Annotated in this window: 11 protein-coding genes; 8 read left to right on the top strand and 3 right to left on the bottom strand. The window is 70.3% G+C overall.

Translation table 11 applies throughout. The features are described from left to right. The first annotated feature begins 217 nt into the window (after window positions 1-217). From ACIF9R_RS19495 to ACIF9R_RS19485, 3 genes are all read left to right on the top strand, one after another. Entirely contained in the window at window positions 218-2,149 is a 1,932-nt protein-coding gene (locus tag ACIF9R_RS19495; RefSeq protein WP_399981404.1) for an IucA/IucC family protein, read from the top strand. Continuing rightward, window positions 2,044-2,715: a GNAT family N-acetyltransferase gene (locus tag ACIF9R_RS19490; protein ID WP_399981518.1), complete on the top strand. Its 672-nt coding sequence runs from the start codon at window positions 2,044-2,046 to the stop codon at window positions 2,713-2,715. Before ACIF9R_RS19495 ends, ACIF9R_RS19490 begins: the two co-directional genes overlap by 106 nt. Window positions 2,716-2,927: 212 nt before the next feature. Next, entirely contained in the window at window positions 2,928-4,928 is a 2,001-nt protein-coding gene (locus ACIF9R_RS19485; protein WP_399981402.1) for an ATP-dependent DNA helicase, read from the top strand. A 151-nt stretch (window positions 4,929-5,079) separates the two neighbouring features. Here the strand turns inward: ACIF9R_RS19485 and lexA are convergent, their stop codons facing one another. Then, window positions 5,080-5,859, bottom strand: a complete 780-nt coding sequence (gene lexA / locus ACIF9R_RS19480) for a transcriptional repressor LexA (RefSeq protein WP_399981399.1) — start codon at window positions 5,857-5,859, stop codon at window positions 5,080-5,082. A gap of 530 nt (window positions 5,860-6,389) precedes the next feature. On the opposite strand from lexA, the gene nrdR reads away from it, so the two are divergent. After that, window positions 6,390-6,971 carry a transcriptional regulator NrdR gene (gene nrdR / locus ACIF9R_RS19475; protein ID WP_399981396.1) on the top strand — a complete coding sequence of 194 codons (582 nt, stop codon included), beginning with the start codon at window positions 6,390-6,392 and terminating at the stop codon, window positions 6,969-6,971. 165 nt (window positions 6,972-7,136) lie between these two features. After that, window positions 7,137-10,031, top strand: coding sequence for a vitamin B12-dependent ribonucleotide reductase (locus ACIF9R_RS19470; RefSeq protein ID WP_399981394.1), 2,895 nt, complete (start codon window positions 7,137-7,139; stop codon window positions 10,029-10,031). 132 nt (window positions 10,032-10,163) lie between these two features. Here ACIF9R_RS19470 and ACIF9R_RS19465 read toward each other — a convergent pair whose 3' ends face one another. Then, a complete protein-coding gene (locus tag ACIF9R_RS19465; protein WP_399981392.1) occupies window positions 10,164-10,697 on the bottom strand; it encodes a TerD family protein in 534 nt (177 codons plus the stop codon). A gap of 156 nt (window positions 10,698-10,853) precedes the next feature. Here ACIF9R_RS19465 and ACIF9R_RS19460 point away from each other — a divergent pair, with 156 nt between their 5' ends. The 3 genes from ACIF9R_RS19460 (at window position 10,854) to ACIF9R_RS19450 (ending at window position 13,188) form a co-directional block, all read left to right on the top strand. Further along, the gene (locus ACIF9R_RS19460) at window positions 10,854-11,459 is read left to right on the top strand and encodes a YdbC family protein (RefSeq protein ID WP_399981389.1); all 606 of its coding nucleotides are present in this window, start codon (window positions 10,854-10,856) and stop codon (window positions 11,457-11,459) included. A 132-nt stretch (window positions 11,460-11,591) separates the two neighbouring features. Further along, complete coding sequence (locus ACIF9R_RS19455; RefSeq protein WP_399981386.1) at window positions 11,592-12,251, top strand: histidine phosphatase family protein; 660 nt, start codon at window positions 11,592-11,594, stop codon at window positions 12,249-12,251. Window positions 12,252-12,279: 28 nt separating this feature from the next. Beyond that, entirely contained in the window at window positions 12,280-13,188 is a 909-nt protein-coding gene (locus ACIF9R_RS19450) for an ADP-ribosylglycohydrolase family protein (protein WP_399981384.1), read from the top strand. 354 nt (window positions 13,189-13,542) lie between these two features. Here the strand turns inward: ACIF9R_RS19450 and ACIF9R_RS19445 are convergent, their stop codons facing one another. Continuing rightward, a complete protein-coding gene (locus ACIF9R_RS19445; RefSeq protein WP_399981382.1) occupies window positions 13,543-15,090 on the bottom strand; it encodes an MFS transporter in 1,548 nt (515 codons plus the stop codon). Window positions 15,091-15,215: the final 125 nt, after the last annotated feature.

Below are 15,215 nucleotides of genomic sequence, written 5' to 3'. Positions count from 1 at the left end.
ACGTGGTGCCGCGGCCGTCTTCACACCCGGACCCACGCGGAGTTCGCGGATGTTCCACGGCCTCCGGGAACGGCATCACACACTATGCGCTCGCTGTGGGGGACACCCGACGGAACGGCAACGGTTCGGCTACAAGCCACCTGACCTGGCCGATCGTCCGGAGATGCGCCGATGTGAGACCGGCGCGCGTCGGCACAGGCGGTGCTCGGGCGGGCGCATGCCGCACGGGTGGCCCGTAACCCCCGTGCGCGGACCGGAGTTGACAGCGGTGGGCAACCCGCTGCCCGCGCGCGATCCCCCGCGCGTGGTCCCGGCGGCGGCACAGGGGAGGGCGGAGACGGTGACGGAATCCACAGACCGAGGACGGGGGCCGGGGACCGGCAACCGGTGGCTCAGTGGCTCCGGTGCATGCCCTCTGGAGGACCCCGACCCGCGCGGGGCGGCCGAGGCGGCGGCCACGGAGAACCTTCTGCGCTGCTGGGTGCGCGAGACCGGCGTCCGCGCTCCCCGCGGCGACATCCTGTGTCTCCCGCTGCCGGTCAGCGGCACGGCCCTGCTGGTCCCCGTCCTGTACTGGTCCCCGACGGGCCGGCACCGTTTCGGGCTCCCCTACCTGGCCGACGCCCCCGATCCCGCCCCGCCCGTCGACGCCGTCCTGCTCGCCGCCCTCCTCGGCAGGGAGGCGTCCGGCCCGGCCCCCCGGCCGGCCCGCGACGGCACCGACCTGGTCGCCCGCGTCGCCGACTCCGTCCGCCGCGTCACCGCCGTCCTCACCGAGCGGCGGACCCGTACGGCCGACCACCCGGACCTCTTCCTCGCCGCGGAGCAGGCGCTCGTCCTGGGGCATCCCCTGCACCCCGATCCGAAGAGCCGCGACGGCCTCCGCGACGCCGAGGCCCGGCAGTACTCACCCGAGGCGCGCGGCTCCTTCCCCCTGCACTGGATGGCCGTCGCCCCCTCCCTGCTCGCCGCCGACTCCGCCTGGACCGAGCGGGGCCGCGCGGTCACCGCGCCGGACCTCACCGCACGGCTCGCCGGCCCCGGACTGCCCTTGCCCGACGGTTACGCGGCGCTGCCCCTGCACCCCTGGCAACTGGGCCAGGTCCGCCGGCGTCCGGCGACGGCCGCGCTGCTGGACGCCGGACTGCTGCGCGACCTCGGCAGCCATGGCGAACCCTGGCACCCCACGTCCTCCGTACGGACCGTCCACCGCACCGGTGCCCCGGCCATGCTCAAGCTGTCGCTGGCCTTGCGCATCACCAACTCCCGCCGGGAGAACCTCCGCAAGGAACTCCACCGGGGCGTCGAGGTCCACCGGCTGCTGCGCACCGGACTGTCCCGGCGGTGGCGGGCCGCGCACCCCGGCTTCGACATTGTCCGCGACCCGGCCTGGCTCGCCGTGAACGGACCGGCCGGTGACCCGGTGCCCGGCCTCGACCTGGTGATCCGGCACAACCCGTTCGGACCGCGGGACGACGTCGCCTGCGTCGCCGGACTCGTCTCGCCGTGCCCGCGCGCCGACGGCCCCATGAGATCCCGGCTGGCCGAACTGATCACCCGCCTGGTCACCCGGACGGGACGGCCGCCCGGGGCCGTCGCCACCGAGTGGTTCCTGCGCTACCTGGAGCATGTGGTGCGGCCCGTGCTCTGGCTGGACGCCGTGGCCGGCATCGCACTGGAGGCGCACCAGCAGAACACCCTGGTCCTGCTCGACCCCGACGGCTGGCCCGCGGGCGGCCGGTACCGCGACAACCAGGGCTACTACTTCCGCGAGTCGCGACGCCCGGAACTGGACGCGCTGCTGCCCGGCATCGGTGAGCACAGCGACACCTTCGTCCGCGACGGGGTCACCGACGAACGCTTCGCCTACTACCTGGGCATCAACAACGTCCTCGGAGTCATCGGCGCCATGGGCTCCCAGCGCCTCGTCGACGAACGGCTGTTGCTCGCCGCCTTCCGCCGGTTCCTCACCGAGGTCCGCGCCGGACCGCCCCGGACCCGTGGCACCCTGCCCGACCTCCTGCTGGACTCACCCACCCTGCGCTGCAAGGCCAATCTGCTGACCCGGGTGCACGGCCTCGACGAACTCGTCGGCCCGGTCGACACCCAGTCCGTCTACGTCACCATCGCCAACCCGCTGCGCCCATGACGGCCGGAGACATCACCGCCTGGGGCCCGGCGAGCACTCCCGCGGGCCTGTTCCGTCTCGTCCCCGTGCGGGTGGAGCGGGACCTGCCGCTGCTGGCACGGTGGATGAACGACCCGGCCGTGGCCGCCTTCTGGGGACTCTCCGGCCCGCCGGCCCTGACGGCCGACCACGTACGGGCCCAGCTGACCGCCGACGGACACAGCGTGCCGTGCCTGGGGGTCCTGGACGGTACGCCGATGAGCTACTGGGAGATCTACCGCGCGGACCTCGATCCCCTGGCCCGCCACTACCCCGCCCGGCCGTACGACACCGGCCTGCACGTCCTCATCGGCGCCGCCGGCGACCGGGGGCGGGGCCTCGGCAGCACCCTGCTCAGGGCCGTCGCCGATCTCGCCCTCGACAACCGGCCCGCCGCACCCCGTGTCGTCGCGGAACCCGATCTGCGCAACACCCCCTCCGTCGCCGCGTTCCTGAAGGCGGGCTTCCGCTTCTTCGCCGAGGCCGATCTGCCGGCCAAGCGGGCGGCCCTCATGGTCCGGGACCGCTCTCTGCGTCATGTGCTGTAGCGCCCGCCCGCCTTTTGGGCCCGCCCGCCTTTTTGGGGCTGCCCTCTCTTCGGGGCTGCCCTCTCTTCGGGGCCGGCCGCCCTTCGGGGCCGCCCGCCCCCTTGGTTCCGCCCGCTCCCTTGCCGAGTCCGAGGAGACCTCGTCTTGATCGCACCACCGGCCGTCGCCGTGATCGCACGAATGTCAGTGCCGGGTCGTAGGGTGGTCGCGCTATGACGAAGCCCTCACTCCCCGAACTCCTGCACGCCGCTGTTGCCGCTGTCGGCGGCACGGAGCGCCCCGGCCAGGTGACCATGGCCGAAGCCGTCGCCGAGGCGATCGACGACGGCTCCCATCTGCTGGTCCAGGCCGGTACCGGCACCGGAAAGTCGCTCGGCTACCTGGTGCCCGCGCTCGCGCACGGGGAGAGAGTGGTGGTGGCCACGGCCACCCTGGCCCTGCAGCGCCAGCTGGTGGAGCGGGATCTGCCGCGCACGGTGGAGTCGCTGCATCCGCTGCTGCGCCGCCGCCCGGATTTCGCGATGCTCAAGGGCCGCTCCAACTACCTGTGCCTGCACCGGCTCCACGAGGGGGTTCCGCAGGACGAGGAGGAAGGGCTCTTCGACCAGTTCGAGGCGGCCGCCCCCACCAGCAAGCTGGGCCAGGACCTGCTGCGGCTGCGTGACTGGTCGGACGAGACGGAGACCGGCGACCGGGACAATCTGACGCCGGGCGTCTCCGACCGGGCCTGGTCCCAGGTGTCGGTCTCGTCGCGGGAGTGCCTGGGAGCCACGAAGTGCGCCTACGGTGCCGAATGTTTCGCCGAGGCCGCCCGTGAGCGCGCCAAGCTGGCGGACGTGGTCGTCACCAACCACGCCCTGCTCGCGATCGACGCCATCGAGGGCGCCCCGGTGCTCCCGCAGCACGAGGTGCTGATCGTCGACGAGGCGCATGAGCTGGTCTCCCGGGTCACCGGGGTCGCCACCGGGGAGCTCACCCCGGGACAGGTCAACCGTGCGGTCCGGCGCGCGGCGAAGCTGGTCGACGAGAAGGCCGCGGACCAGCTCCAGACCGCCGCCGAAGGGTTCGAACGGCTGATGGAGCTGGCCCTCCCGGGCCGGCTGGAGGAGATCCCGGAGGACCTCGGCTACGCGCTCATGGCGCTGCGCGACGCGTGCCGGACCGTCATCTCGGCGATCGGCGGCACCCGCGACAAGTCCGTTCAGGACGAGGACGCGGTCCGCAAGCAGGCGCTGGCCTCCGTGGAGAGCGTGCACGACGTGGCGGAGCGGATCACGAACGGCTCCGAATGGGACGTCGTCTGGTACGAGCGCCATGACCGCTTCGGAGCGTCCCTGCGCGTCGCTCCCATGTCCGTCTCGGGCCTGCTGCGGGAGAAGCTCTTCACCGACCGTTCCGTGGTCCTGACCTCCGCGACGCTGAAGCTGGGCGGCGACTTCAACGGCGTCGGGGCGTCGCTGGGGCTCGCCGCCGAGGGGGTCGAGGGCGATGACCTCCCGCAGTGGAAGGGCGTGGACGTCGGTTCGCCGTTCGACTACCCCAGGCAGGGCATCCTGTACGTCGCGAAGCATCTGGCGCGCCCGGCCCGTGACGGTGACCGCGGGGACATGCTGGACGAACTCACCGAGCTCATCCAGGCGGCGGGCGGTCGCACCCTGGGGCTGTTCTCCTCGATGCGGGCCGCCCAGCTCGCTGCCGAGGAGCTGCGCTCGCGCATTCCCCAGTTCCCGATCCTCCTCCAGGGCGAGGAGACACTCGGTGAGCTGATCAAGAACTTCGCGGCCGACCCGAAGACCTGTCTCTTCGGCACGCTCTCGCTCTGGCAGGGGGTCGACGTACCGGGGCCGAGCTGTCAGCTGGTGGTCATGGACAAGATCCCCTTCCCCCGTCCGGACGACCCGTTGATGAGTGCCCGGCAGAAGGCCGTGGAGGAGGCGGGTGGCAACGGCTTCATGGCGGTCGCCGCCACTCATGCCGCACTGCTGATGGCACAGGGCGCCGGCCGTCTCGTCCGTGCCTCGGGGGACCGGGGCGTGGTGGCGGTACTGGACCAGCGGCTGGCCACCGCCCGTTACGGGAGCTATCTGAAGGCTTCGCTGCCCGACTTCTGGTACACCACGGACCGCAATCAGGTCAGGAAGTCGCTGGCCGCCATCGACGCGGCGGCCGTCCGGGCGGAGGCGGGCACACAGGAGCCGGCCGAGGCGGAGTGAGCCCGGTGGTGTGCCGCCTCACGGTCGGCACACCATGCTGTCCGAGGCGCCGGCGGGCGGGTCCGGACAGCGCAGGACCCCGGAACCGGCGCAGGGGTCCCGGGGTCCGGTCAGGGGGCGGGGCCGAGGCCGAAGCCGGCCCGCACGATGCTCAGACGCGGCGCAGAACGGCCACCACCTTGCCGAGAATGGTCGCGTCGTCGCCGGGGATCGGCTCGTAGGCCGCGTTGTGCGGGAGGAGCCACACATGGCCGTCCTCGCGCTTGAAGCGCTTGACGGTCGCCTCGCCGTCGAGCATCGCCGCCACGATGTCGCCGTTCTCCGCGACCGGCTGGCGGCGGACCGTGACCCAGTCCCCGTCGCAGATCGCCGCTTCGATCATGGAATCGCCGACGACCTTCAGCACGAACAGCTCGCCGTCGCCCACCAGTTGCCGGGGCAGCGGGAAGACGTCCTCGACGGACTCCTCGGCGAGGATCGGGCCACCGGCGGCGATACGGCCGACCAGCGGGACGTAGGACGCGGCCGGCTTGCCGGCGGTGTCGGTGGGCTGCACGGAGGCGGCCTGGTCGGAGCCGCGCACCTCGTACGCCCGCGGGCGGTGCGGGTCGCGGCGCAGGAAGCCCTTGCGCTCCAGCGCCATGAGCTGGTGTGCCACCGAGGAGGTACTGGAGAGGCCGACCGCCTGGCCGATCTCGCGCATCGACGGCGGGTAGCCCCGGCGCTGCACCGAATCCCTGATGACCTCGATCACCCGGCGCTGGCGGTCGGTGAGTCCCGAGCTGTCCGCCCGGATGCCGGGAGGTCGGCCTGGCAGGGAACGCTTGGGCCCCTCGGGATGCGCACCTTCGTTCATCACGTGCACCGGCTCGGGCCGGCCCTGGGAGCGGTCCTGGGCAGTGATGGCGGCACTGTCTGCGGTCGTGGTCACGTCGGCCCCTCTCGATGGTCTCCCTGCAGCACAACGGTAGTAGCTTTCGAAAGGTTGCGCCAAACACACGTTCGAGTGAAAAATCGCGAATTGCGGTACGCCATCTCTCGTCGAGGTGTATTGGCCGCCACGTTCCCGGCCGGATGGACGGGCCCATCGTTGTACTCTTCGCCGCCGGGGCGGTGACCTCCCGGGACTCTCCCGGGTTGCGATCACAGTCTGCCATCGGGTGCCCCGGCACGCGGGAAGCGGCCCCGGTCCGTTCGTGAGTCGCATGGTTTCCCGCTCCCCGGGAACACGGTCTCCCCCGTCCCGCGGCGCCCGCCCGCGGCGCGCGGGCGACACGCGTGCAGAGCGTTGGATGTATGAGCCAATCCCCACATGTAGTGGTTGGATTGCGGCAGTGGCCCAGAAGTTGTGGTCCCCCGGGTCTTCGGGCCCTCCGAGATCGCCTATGCTGGTGCTGCTTCGTGAGGCCCGTGAGGGCTTGCGAGGTCAATGAGTCTGCTGTGAGGAGGGTTGGGAGTTTCATGCACTGCCCCTTCTGCAGGCACCCCGACAGCCGTGTCGTCGACAGTCGTACGACCGACGACGGCACGTCGATCCGCCGCCGCCGCCAGTGTCCGGACTGCTCCCGTCGTTTCACGACCGTGGAGACGTGTTCGCTCATGGTGGTCAAGCGGTCCGGGGTCACCGAGCCGTTCAGCCGCACCAAGGTCATCAACGGTGTGCGCAAGGCGTGCCAGGGGCGGCCCGTCACCGAGGACGCCCTCGCCCAGCTCGGGCAGCGGGTCGAGGAGGCGGTACGGGCCACCGGGAGTGCCGAGCTGACCACCCACGACGTGGGGCTGGCCATACTCGGCCCGCTGCAGGAACTCGACCTCGTCGCCTATCTGCGGTTCGCGTCCGTCTACCGGGCGTTCGACTCGCTCGACGACTTCGAGGCCGCGATCGCGGAACTCCGGGGGGCGGACCGGGCCGCCGCGGGCGCCGCGGGCGGCGGGGACGGCGGGGACGGGGACGGCGAGGGAGCCGTCGCGGGGAGCCAGGAAGGCGACAGCGGGCCCGGAGGGACCGTCCAGGTCCCCGAACCCGCTCCCGCCGCCGACTGACCGGCGGGCCGGCCGCGGATGCCGGATGCGGGGACCGGCCGGGCGGCGGCGATGAGAAGACCTGTTGCGGGCAGACGAGTGGGTGCTCGCAATACCAGACAGAACACCGTGCCACGGGAACAATCGGGGCACTTCAGGGCGTTTTTGCCCGTACAGGGAGGCGGCATGACAGAGACGGCGAGCGGTCCGGCAAGGAGTTCCCGAGCCAAGAGCAACAAGGCCGGCAAGGGACTGCGTGTCGAGCGCATCCACACCACTCCCGGAGTCCACCCCTACGACGAGGTGGCCTGGGAGCGCCGTGACGTCGTGATGACCAACTGGCGTGACGGCTCGGTCAACTTCGAGCAGCGCGGCGTGGAGTTCCCCGACTTCTGGTCGGTGAACGCGGTCAACATCGTCACCAGCAAGTACTTCCGCGGTGCGGTGGGCACCCCGCAGCGCGAGACCGGCCTCAGGCAGCTGATCGACCGCATCGTGAAGACGTACCGGAAGGCCGGTGAGGACCACAGGTACTTCGCCTCGCCCGCCGACGCGGAGATCTTCGAGCACGAGCTGGCGTACGCCCTCCTGCACCAGATCTTCAGCTTCAACAGCCCCGTCTGGTTCAACGTGGGCACGCCTCAGCCGCAGCAGGTCTCCGCCTGCTTCATCCTGGCCGTCGACGACTCCATGGAGTCGATCCTCGACTGGTACAAGGAAGAGGGCATGATCTTCAAGGGCGGCTCCGGCGCCGGCCTGAACCTCTCCCGGATCCGCTCCTCCAAGGAACTGCTCTCCTCCGGCGGCAACGCCTCGGGACCGGTCTCCTTCATGCGCGGAGCCGACGCCTCCGCCGGAACGATCAAGTCCGGTGGCGCCACCCGTCGCGCCGCCAAGATGGTCGTCCTCGACGTGGACCACCCGGACATCGAGGACTTCGTCGAGACCAAGGTCAAGGAAGAGGAGAAGATCCGCGTCCTGCGCGACGCGGGCTACGACATGGACCTGGGCGGCGACGACATCGCCTCCGTCCAGTATCAGAACGCCAACAACTCGGTCCGCGTCAACGACGAGTTCATGCAGGCGGTCGAGCAGGGCGGCAAGTTCGGCCTGCGCGCCCGGATGACCGGCGAGGTCATCGAGGAGGTCGACGCCAAGGCGCTCTTCCGCAAGATCGCCGAGGCCGCGTGGGCCTGCGCCGACCCGGGCATCCAGTACGACGGTGTCATCAACAACTGGCACACCTGTCCCGAGTCCGGCCGGATCACCGCGTCGAACCCGTGCAGCGAGTACATGCACCTGGACAACACGTCCTGCAACCTGGCCTCGCTGAACCTGATGAAGTTCCTGAAGGACGACAGCCGGGGCAACCAGTCCTTCGAGGCCGAGCGTTTCCAGAAGGTCGTCGAGCTGGTCATCACCGCGATGGACATCTCGATCTGCTTCGCGGACTTCCCGACCCAGAAGATCGGCGACAACACCCGCGCCTTCCGCCAGCTCGGCATCGGCTACGCCAACCTCGGCGCCCTGCTGATGGCGACCGGCCACGCCTACGACTCCGAGGGCGGCCGGTCCCTGGCCGGTGCCATCACCTCTCTGATGACCGGTACGGCGTACCGCCGCTCCGCCGAACTCGCCGCGATCGTCGGCCCGTACGACGGCTACGCCCGTAACGCCGACGCCCACAAGCGCGTCATGAAGCAGCACGCCGACGCCAACGGCGCGGCGGTGCGCATGGACGACCTGGACACCCCGGTGTGGGCCGCCGCCACCGAGGCCTGGCAGGACGTGATCCGCGTCGGTGAGAAGAACGGCTTCCGCAACGCCCAGGCGTCCGTGCTCGCCCCGACCGGCACCATCGGTCTGGCGATGTCCTGCGACACCACCGGTGTCGAGCCCGACCTGGCGCTGGTGAAGTTCAAGAAGCTCGTCGGTGGCGGATCGATGCAGATCGTCAACGGCACCGTCCCGCAGGCCCTGCGCCGCCTGGGCTACCAGGAGGAGCAGATCGAGGCGATCGTCGCCCACATCGCCGACCACGGCAATGTGATCGACGCCCCCGGTCTCAAGCAGGAGCACTACGAGGTGTTCGACTGCGCCATGGGCGAGCGTGCCATCTCCCCGATGGGCCACGTCCGGATGATGGCCGCGATCCAGCCCTGGATCTCCGGCGCCATCTCCAAGACGGTCAACATGCCGGAGTCGGCGACCGTGGAGGAGGTCGAGGAGATCTACTTCGAGGCCTGGAAGCTCGGCGTCAAGGCGCTCGCGATCTACCGCGACAACTGCAAGGTCGGCCAGCCGCTCTCCGCGAAGACCAAGGAGAAGGAGAAGGCCGAGGTCACCGAGAAGGCCGAGGAGACGATCCGTGCCGCGGTCGAGAAGGTGGTCGAGTACCGCCCGGTCCGCAAGCGCCTCCCGAAGGGCCGTCCCGGCATCACCACCTCCTTCACCGTCGGCGGCGCCGAGGGCTACATGACCGCCAACTCCTACCCGGACGACGGTCTCGGTGAGGTCTTCCTGAAGATGTCCAAGCAGGGCTCCACCCTTGCGGGCATGATGGACGCCTTCTCCATCGCGGTCTCGGTGGGCCTCCAGTACGGTGTGCCGCTGGAGACGTACGTCGCGAAGTTCACCAACATGCGCTTCGAGCCGGCCGGTATGACGGACGACCCGGACGTGCGGATGGCGCAGTCGATCGTCGACTACATCTTCCGCCGCCTGGCGCTGGACTTCCTGCCCTTCGAGACGCGTTCCGCGCTCGGCATCCACTCCGCCGAGGAGCGTCAGCGTCACCTGGAGACCGGTTCGTACGAGCCCTCCGACGACGAGCTGGACGTCGAGGGCCTGGCCCAGTCGGCGCCACTGGCTCAGGAACTGAAGGCGGTCGCCGCGCCGAGGACCGGGGCCGAGGCGGTCACGCCGGCCCCGAAGGAGGCTCACACCAGCGCGGAACTGGTCGAGATGCAGTTGGGCATCCACGCGGACGCGCCCCTGTGCTTCTCCTGCGGTACGAAGATGCAGCGGGCCGGCTCCTGCTACATCTGCGAGGGCTGCGGCTCGACGAGCGGCTGCAGCTGACGCGTCCGGGCGCCGCCCGGAGATGAGTGAACGCGCCGAGGGCGGTGGTACCGGAACTCCGGTACCACCGCCCCCGGCGTCGTCGTCCCGTGGCGCGTCCCGTTCGCCGTGGCGCCCCGGCCCGCGCCCGGGTCAGGCCCGGCGGGTGGCTCCCATCCTGCGGGAGAACTCCGCCGGGTCGCCGTCGAAACCCTGGACACCGGGGTGGAACTCCCAGGGACCCGCACCGTCGCGGACGAACTCCGCGACGGTCGCCGCCATAGCCCCGAGCACACCGCCGAAGTCGTCCTCGGCCAGGACGGTGTATCCCTCGCGGATGCGCAGACCGGGATGGCTCACCCCGGAGAACGTCCGGCGCGTCCGGTGCTGTTGGATGACGACGCCGACCACCACGCGCGCGTACCGCTCGTCGAGCCGGTCCAGCTCCAGCGTCATCACCTCGTCGTAGCCGAAGCCGAGGCCGTCCTTGCTGTCCCGGTTGAGCAGGATGGTGCCGTCGGGGGAGCGACTGTCGAAGTGCACCACATAGGCGGGATCACCGTGCGGATCACTCGCCGGATAGGGCGCGGCGACGAGATCCAGGTCGGTGGAGGGCTCACCCGACGGACTCGGGTCCCACCTCAGCGCGATCTCGACCTTGCGGAAGCCCTTGTTGAGGCCGTTCACCAGTCTTCCCCTTCCCGTGACCGTCCTGCCCGCTCACCTCAACTGCCGGACGTTCGTAGCAGTTTGTCCATCCTGCCATGCGCAGGGTGACGGACGTCGCGAACCAGTCGCCTCGAGGGTGACCGGCGCCACGCTCCTGGGCCTTACGATGGCGCGGTGCTGGTCAAGTGGATTCGCTGCACCGTGGTGGACCGCCGCGGGTTTGAGCGGGGGCAGCGGAAGTGGGCGGGGCTTCTGGGGGAGCCGGGATTCCGGGGGCAGGGCGGGGGCTGGAGCCGAGGGCGGTCGGATGTGGCGCACATCTTCTCCTTCTGGGAGAGCCGTGCCTTCTACGACTCCTTCATGGCGCGCTCCCACGACCGGCTCGCCTCGACCCAGTCGGGGACCTTCAAGGACACCCAGGTCAGACTCTTCGACCACCGTTTCGACGTGAAGACCGGATTCGAGCCGCGCTTCACCGACGCCGACCTGCTCAGGGTGGCGCTGTGCCGGGTCCACGAGGAGCGGGCGGAACACTTCGTACTGATGCAGGAGAAGGTCTGGAACCCGGCGATGGCCGGCTCGCCCGGCATGATCCGGGGGCTGTTCGGCGAGGCGCCCGGGAGCGAGTTCCTGGTGCTGTCGATGTGGCGCTCGGCCGCCGAGCACGGCAAGTACCGCACCGAAAGGGTGGAGCGCCTCGCCCTGAGGGCGCAGACGGAGGCCGATGTCGCGGCCCTCACGGGGGACATCGTGGACATGGAGGCGGCCTGGACGGTGTGAGCTCCGGATACGGAACGGAGCACGCCTGTGCGGTGCGTGGTACGCGGTGCGCGCTGCGGTACAGGTGTGACGTACGCCGTATGGGGCCCGCACGATTGCCCGTACGGGCGTCACCCGATCTAGGGTCTTGGCATGGCACGACCACGGCGCATCGTCCTTGTCCGGCACGGTGAATCAACGGGCAATGTTGACGACTCCGTTTATGAGCGCGAACCCGATCACGCCCTGGCCCTGACCGAGCGGGGCCGACGGCAGGCGGAGGAGACGGGGGAGCGGTTGCGGAAACTGTTCGGCCACGAGCGCGTGAGCGTGTATGTCTCCCCGTACCGCCGGACGCACCAGACGCTGCGTGCCTTCGGGCTGGACCCCGGGCTGATACGGGTGCGCGAGGAGCCGAGGCTGCGCGAGCAGGACTGGGGCAACTGGCAGGACCGTGAGGACGTGCGTCTGCAGAAGGCGTACCGGGACGCCTACGGGCACTTCTTCTACCGGTTCGCCCAGGGCGAGTCCGGAGCAGATGTGTACGACCGCGTCGGTGGTTTCCTGGAGAGCCTGTTCCGCAGCTTCGAGGAGCCCGACCATCCGCCGAACGTCATGATCGTCACCCACGGTCTGGCGATGCGGCTGTTCTGCATGCGGTGGTTCCACTGGACGGTGGCGGAGTTCGAGTCGCTGTCCAACCCGGGGAACGCCGAGATGCGGATGCTCGTTCTGGGGGAGAACGGCAAGTACACCCTCGACCGGCCCTTCGTACGCTGGCGTGAACCGGAACCGTACGGAATCACCGGATAGACGGGGGCACGGATAGAGTGGCAGGGCGATGACCGCTGAATCCTCTCCCGCCGGGCGCCTGGAGCGCGCCCTGGCCTGCCTGCGCGGACTGTCGGTGGGGGACGCACTCGGCTCCCAGTTCTTCGTGCCGGTGAACTACCCGCTGCTCAAGCGCCGCGAGCTGCCCCCGGGCCCCTGGCAGTGGACCGATGACACGGAGATGGCGTGCTCCGTCGTCACCGTCCTGGCCGCGCACCACCGGATCGACCAGGACGCCCTCGCCCGGTCCTTCGCCGTGCATCACGACTTCGACCGGGGGTACGGTCCCGCGGTCAACCGGCTGCTGCGGCTGGTCCGGGAGGGCGGGGACTGGCGCGAGCTGGCCGCGGGCCTCTTCAACGGACAGGGATCGTGGGGGAACGGCGCCGCCATGCGGATCGCGCCGCTGGGCGCCTGGTACGCGGACGACCCGGAGCAGGCCACGCACCAGGCCGAGATCTCCGCCTACCCCACGCATCAGCATCGCGAGGCGGTGGTCGGTGCCATGGCCGTCGCCGCGGCCGCCGCGCTCGCCACCGCCCCTGGAGGGCCGCCCGGGCCTGACACCCTCCTCGACGGGGTGATCGACCTGGTGCCCGCGCGAAGCGCGGTCGGCGCGGGACTGCGCCGGGCTCGGGACATGCTGGACTACAGCGACGCCGCGACGGTCGCGGCGGTGCTCGGCTGCGGACGGCGTACGACGGCGCATGACACCGTCCCCTTCGCGCTCTGGTCGGCCGCCCGGTCTCTCGGCGACTACGAGCGGGCCTTCTGGACGACCGCGCAGGTGGGCGGAGACGTGGACACGACCTGTGCGATCGTCGGTGGGGTGGTCGCCGCGGGGAAGGCCGGGGCGCCGCCCGCCGAGTGGGCCGACCGGGTCGAGCCGCTTCCCGACTGGCTGCGGACCTCGCTCTGAGGCCTGGAGAGTTCGGTGTGAAGCCTGGAGACGTCGGAACTCTCCGTGTGCGTCGGGAACTCTCTGTGACAGGTCGTTCGTTGTCGGGACATCCACTGTGTGAGGCATGAGGCCTGACAGTTACCGGAGTGCCGCGCGGTGCGCCGCCGCGTAGGTCGTGCCGGTCGTGCCGGTCCAGCCGGGAAGGGGGCGGTTGCGGTGATCATGAATGTGTGGCTCGTCGTGCTGCTCGCCCTGGGGGCTGTGGCGCTCTGCCGCGCGGGCCGGCCCGGCGCTCCCCGGCCGACCCCCGTGACGTCGGTCGGGGAGCCGCCGGGCCGGACCCGCGGTGGTCCCGGCTCGTCCCGGGCCGGGTCAGCCCATCCCGGGTCCGGCCGTGCCGGACAGTGCCTCCAGGTCGCTCTTGCGGACCCGGATGACGAACCACGCGGTGGCCAGGGCCAGTACGGCCATCGCGGCAGCGGGGATGAAGGCCGTGGAGATGCCCTGCGTGAGCACCTCGTGTCCCCAGGGCTCCGGCAGTTGCTGTGTCTGGGCGAACTCCGCCTTCTGCTCGGCCGTCCCCTCGGCGAGGAAGGCCGCGACCTGCTTGTCCGCCTCGTCCCTGCTCGCCGTGCCGAACACCGTCGTCAGCAGGGCCAGGCCCACCGACCCGCCCACCTGCTGGGTTGCGTTGAGGAGCCCGGACGCGGCGCCGGCCTCGTGCTGGGCGACCCCGGAGACCGCGGTGAGCGTCAGTGTCACGAAGTTCAGGCCCATACCGAAGCCGAAGACCAGCATCGGGCCCAGGATACCGGTGACATAGGAGCTGTCGGAGCTGATCAGTGTCTGCCAGGCCAGTCCGGTCGCGGCGAGAGCCGAACCGACGAGCATGAACGGCTTGGGGCCGAACACGGGAAGGAACCGCTGCGACAGACCCGCCCCGAGAGCGATCACGACCGTCACCGGAAGGAAGGCCAGGCCCGCCTCGATCGGGGTGTACCCGAGGACGTTCTGCACGAAGAGGACGATGTAGAAGAACATGCCGAACATCGCCGCGGCCAGGCTGAGCATGATCACATACGTGCCCGCGCGGTTGCGGTCGGTGAACATGCGCAGCGGGGTGATCGGTTCCTTGGCCCGGGACTCGATCAGCGCGAAGGCCACCAGCAGGACCACGGCGGCCGCGAAGGAGCCGATGGTCAGACTGTCCCGCCAGCCTTCCTCCGCCGCGCGTATGAAGCCGTAGACGAGGGAGGCCATGCCTGCGGTCGAGGTCACCGCACCCGCGATGTCGAAGCGGCCGGTGTGCCGCTCGGACTCGTTGATGTACATCGGTGTGAGTACGGCGATCAGCAGGCCGATCGGCACATTGACGAAGAGCACCCAGCGCCAGTCGAGCCACTCGGTGAGCATGCCGCCCGCGAGCAGGCCGATGGCGCCACCGCCCGCGGAGACCGCGGCGAAGACACCGAAGGCCCGGTTGCGCTCGGGCCCTTCCGGGAAGGTGGTGGTGATGAGTGCCAGCGAGGTGGGCGACGCGATCGCGCCTCCCACACCCTGCAGTACGCGTGCGGCCAGCAGCTGCCACGGCTCCTGGGCGAACCCGCCGAGCAGCGAGGCGAAGGTGAACAGCAGGATGCCGCTCATGAAGACACGGCGGCGGCCGAGGATGTCGCCCGCGCGGCCGCCGAGCAGCAGCAGACCGCCGAAGGTCAGGGTGTAGGCGCTGACCACCCAGGTGAGGTCGGTGGTGCTGAACCGGAGAGCGTTCTGGATGTGCGGCAGCGCGATGTTCACAATTGTCGCGTCGAGTACCACCATGAGTTGGCAGGCCGCGATGACGGTGAGCGCGATGCCGGGATGCCCCTCCCGGCGGGCCGCACCCGGTTTCTGGTCATGGATCAACGGAGAGGTTGTCACTATGGGTCCCCCACGAGTCTGTCAGTGAACGCTCGCGTTCACTGTTGCGACAAAGGTAGGAGTCCTCGACAGTGAACGCAAGCGTTCACTTAAAGCGTGCCGCTCGGCGTGTCCCCCTCAGTCGC

The sequence above is a fragment of the Streptomyces sp. NPDC086080 genome, assembly GCF_044540255.1.
Classification (GTDB): domain Bacteria; phylum Actinomycetota; class Actinomycetes; order Streptomycetales; family Streptomycetaceae; genus Streptomyces.
Note: the sequence above shows the minus strand (reverse complement) of the source record. Positions and strands in the feature narration are given on the sequence as shown.